3 protein-coding genes and 1 pseudogene are annotated in these 3,467 nt (G+C 65.2%); 3 read left to right on the top strand and 1 reads right to left on the bottom strand.

Going from position 1 to position 3,467, the window contains the following annotated elements; translation table 11 throughout:
• A partial coding sequence (locus JCM19049_RS09930) for a hypothetical protein (protein WP_279402910.1) occupies nucleotides 1–227 on the bottom strand: 227 nt, incomplete at its 3' end.
• 429 nt (nucleotides 228–656) lie between these two features.
• Here JCM19049_RS09930 and JCM19049_RS09925 point away from each other — a divergent pair.
• The 3 genes and pseudogenes from JCM19049_RS09925 to JCM19049_RS09915 form a co-directional block, all read left to right on the top strand.
• Nucleotides 657–1,978 (top strand): annotated as a pseudogene (locus JCM19049_RS09925) (hemolysin family protein).
• Nucleotides 1,971–3,065 carry a hemolysin family protein gene (locus JCM19049_RS09920; protein WP_054821503.1) on the top strand — a complete coding sequence of 365 codons (1,095 nt, stop codon included), beginning with the start codon at nucleotides 1,971–1,973 and terminating at the stop codon, nucleotides 3,063–3,065. The pseudogene JCM19049_RS09925 and the gene JCM19049_RS09920 overlap by 8 nt, the downstream one beginning before the upstream one ends.
• 148 nt (nucleotides 3,066–3,213) lie before the next feature.
• A partial coding sequence (locus tag JCM19049_RS09915; protein WP_279402909.1) for an ATP-binding cassette domain-containing protein occupies nucleotides 3,214–3,467 on the top strand: 254 nt, incomplete at its 3' end.

Genomic DNA, 3,467 nt, shown 5'->3' with positions numbered 1-3,467 from the left:
GTCTTGGCCGGGGCGCTCTGCGGCTTCGCGGCGGGCTGGGCCGGCTTGGCTTCCGCAGCCGGCTTCTTCGCCGGTTCTTCCTCGTCTGCGGTGAGGGACTCGAAGATGTCCCACCATTTCTTATCGACCGAGTTCTTGTCGACGAGGTACTGCTGGTACAGCTCGTCTACTAGCCACTCGTTTCCACCGAACTCTTCCGTTAGCCGATGGTGTGCTTGCTCTGGCACGTGCAACGCCTCTCCCTGATTTTCTACGCTGTTCTAGCTTGGGCGGGCGGTGGCCCGAGGACGCTATGAGTGGCCACCGTGCACACAAGATTTCTAGACCTCCCAACAGTCTAGTGACATTTTGCGCCAGTTGGCTAAGACGCGGCACGGATCACAGGATCGGATGCTCACATATCTCCCGCTCACCGGGGGATTTGTGCCGTACATCTTTTTCATCTGCCGGTGATGCGAAGTTAAGCTTCGTTCGTTAGACTGATGCGCACTATGGACAGTCATTCTCCGTGCCGGCCGGTCGCCCAAGGGCGCAGCGCCGGCAGCCCCAGACATGAACAGGTGGGCTCCGCCTCCCGATTGGAGCCTTCTAGTTGCCGCTGGGCGGCAATTGGAATTACTTTCACCACACCGGCCCTAGGGGGAAGCTAGCCCCCAATGGAATGGTTATACATCCTGCTCGGCCTGCTGCTGATCCTGGGAACAGGGTTCTTCGTGGCCGTCGAGTTCGCGCTGGTGGCGCTGGACAAGTCCACCGTCGCCCAGGCCGTTGAGGCCGGCGAACGCGGTGCCAAGCCGCTCTACCAGTGCCTGACCTCGCTTTCCACCCAACTTTCCTCCTGCCAGCTGGGCATCACGCTGACCACGCTGCTGACCGGTTATGTGCTGGAGCCGGCGATGAGCCAGCTGCTCAGCCCGTTGCTGGTCCAGCTGGGGGTCACCGGCGCCAGCGCCACCGCAATCTCAGTGGTGATCTCGATGACCCTGGCCACCCTGCTCTCGATGCTGATCGGCGAGCTGATCCCCAAGAACCTGTCGATCGCCCGGGCCATGACCGTGGGCAAGGCGCTGGCCCGCCCGCAACTGGTGTTCACCGCAATCTTCAAGCCCGCCATCCTGGCGCTGAACGGGTTCTCCAACCAGGTGCTCAAGCGGTTCTTCGGCATCGAGGCCAAGGAGGAGATCTCCGCGGCCCGCAGCGCCCAGGAGCTGGCCTCGCTGGTGCGCCGTTCGGCCGAGCTGGGCACCTTGGACAACCAGACCGCCAAGTTCGTTGAATCCACCATTGAATTCTCCGAACGCACCGCGGCCGACGTGATGACCCCGCGCACCACCATGGCGACGATCGACTCCGAAGCCCCGCTATCGGAGCTGATCAGCTCAGCGCCGAGACCGGGTTCTCCCGGTTCCCGGTGATCGAGGGCTCCAGCGACCGGATCCAGGGCGTGTGCCACATCAAGCGCGTGGTCTCGGTGCCGCGTGAACGCCGCGGCGCCCTGCAGGTCGGGGAGTTCGCGATGGACGCGCTGTACGTGCCCGAAACCATCCACCTGGACATCCTGCTTGAGCAGCTGCGTGCCGCCGAGTATCAGGTGGCGATCGTGATGGACGAATACGGTGGCACCGCCGGGTTCGTGACCCTGGAGGACCTGATCGAGGAGATCGTCGGGGAGGTCTCCGACGAGCACGACGAGGACGAGGAGGAAGTGATCGCCCAACCGGACGGCGCCTGGCTGTTCCCGGGCATGTTCCGCCCCGACCAGATCAACGACCACTTCGACGCGGACATCATCCCGGATGACGCCTCCTACGAAACCATCGGCGGCTTCATGCTCTCCGAGCTTGGCCGCCTGGCCCAGCTGGCCGACGTGGTCACCACCGAGGCCGGCAGCTTCACCGTGACCGAACTGGACGGCAAGCGCATCGCCCAGGTGCGCTTCGTGCCGGCCGCACCGATCCAGGAGGCCGAGAATGAGTGACTTCATGGGCCTGATCTGGCTGGTGGTGCTGCTGCTGGCCAACGCGTTCTTCGTGGGCGGCGAGTTCGCGGTGATGAGCGCGCGCCGCTCGCAGATCGAACCGCTGGCCGACGACGGGCACAAGCGCGCCAAGGTGGCGCTGTGGGCGATGGAGCACGTCTCGGTGATGCTGGCGGTCTGCCAGCTGGGCATCACCGTGTGCTCGCTGCTGATCCTGAACATCTCCGAACCGGCGATCCACCACCTGCTGGTGGTGCCGCTGCAGGCCATGGGCGTGCCGGTGGCCGTGGCGGACACCAGCGCGTTCCTGATCGCCCTGGTGGCGGTGACCTTCCTGCACGTGACCTTCGGTGAGATGGTGCCCAAGAACATCTCGGTTTCCGTCGCCGACAAGGCGGTGCTGCTGTTGGCCCCGCCGCTGGTGTGGCTCTCCAAGCCGCTGCACCCGGTGATCTCGCTGCTGAACGGCTCGGCGAACCTGGTGCTGAAGATGTTCGGCGTCGAACCGCAAAACGAGGTCAGCAGCGCCTACACGGCCGCGGAGGTGCGCTCGATCATCCAGTCCTCCTCCGAGGAGGGCACCTTGGAGAACGAGGACGCGCTCCGGCTGAGCAAGGCGTTGGAGTTCACCTCGGTGACCGCCAGCCAGTGCATGGTGCCGCTGGAGGACCTGTTCACCCTGGAATGGGGGCAGACCACCGCGCGGGAGTTCGAGTCCAAGGTCGCCAAGACCGGGTTCTCGCGCATGATGATCACCCGCGAGGGCATCCCGGTGGGCTACTGGCACGTGAAGGACGTGATGCTCATCGACGACGAGCATTCGACCCAGCCGCTGCTGAACCTGCCGCTGCACCCCCTGGGCCAGGTGGCGCACACCGATGAGATCGAGGTGGCGCTGGAGGCCATGCGCCAGCAGGGCAACCACCTGTCCACCGTCATCGACGCGGACGGGAAGGTGACCGGGGTGGTGTTCCTGGAGGACATCATCGAGGTGCTGGTCGGTGAGATCAGCGACACCACCCGGAAACGCCACGTTCCGCCGCGGGCGCCGCGCAACGGCCACGCCCCGGGAACGGCAACCACTTAATCCGCCGCGCACGGTGCGACACTGCGCCGGGCGCAAATAGGAATCAGTCGCAATTAGGATAGAATGGCCGTGGTGCCGCGCACGACGCGGGGCCACGGCCATTTGCCGTCCGCGCGCCGGCCCCCACCAACCACACGAAAGCCGCAGAATGCCAGCAGAACCGATTGTCTCCTTCCAGCACGCCCGCCTGGCCTTCGGCCCGCGCGTGCTGTGGCAGGACCTGGACCTGGACGTGCGCCCCGGTGAATTCCTGGCGGTGCTCGGCCCCAACGGCTCGGGCAAGACCAGCTTCATCAACACCATGCTGGGCACCACGGTGCTCGAATCCGGCACCGTGCGCATCGAGGGCAAGCCGGTGCGCCGCGGCTCGGAACTGGTTGGGCTGATCCCGCAGCAGCGGCC

It is taken from the genome of Arthrobacter sp. JCM 19049 (assembly GCF_001310435.1).
This window is presented reverse-complemented; position numbering and strand designations above follow the sequence as displayed.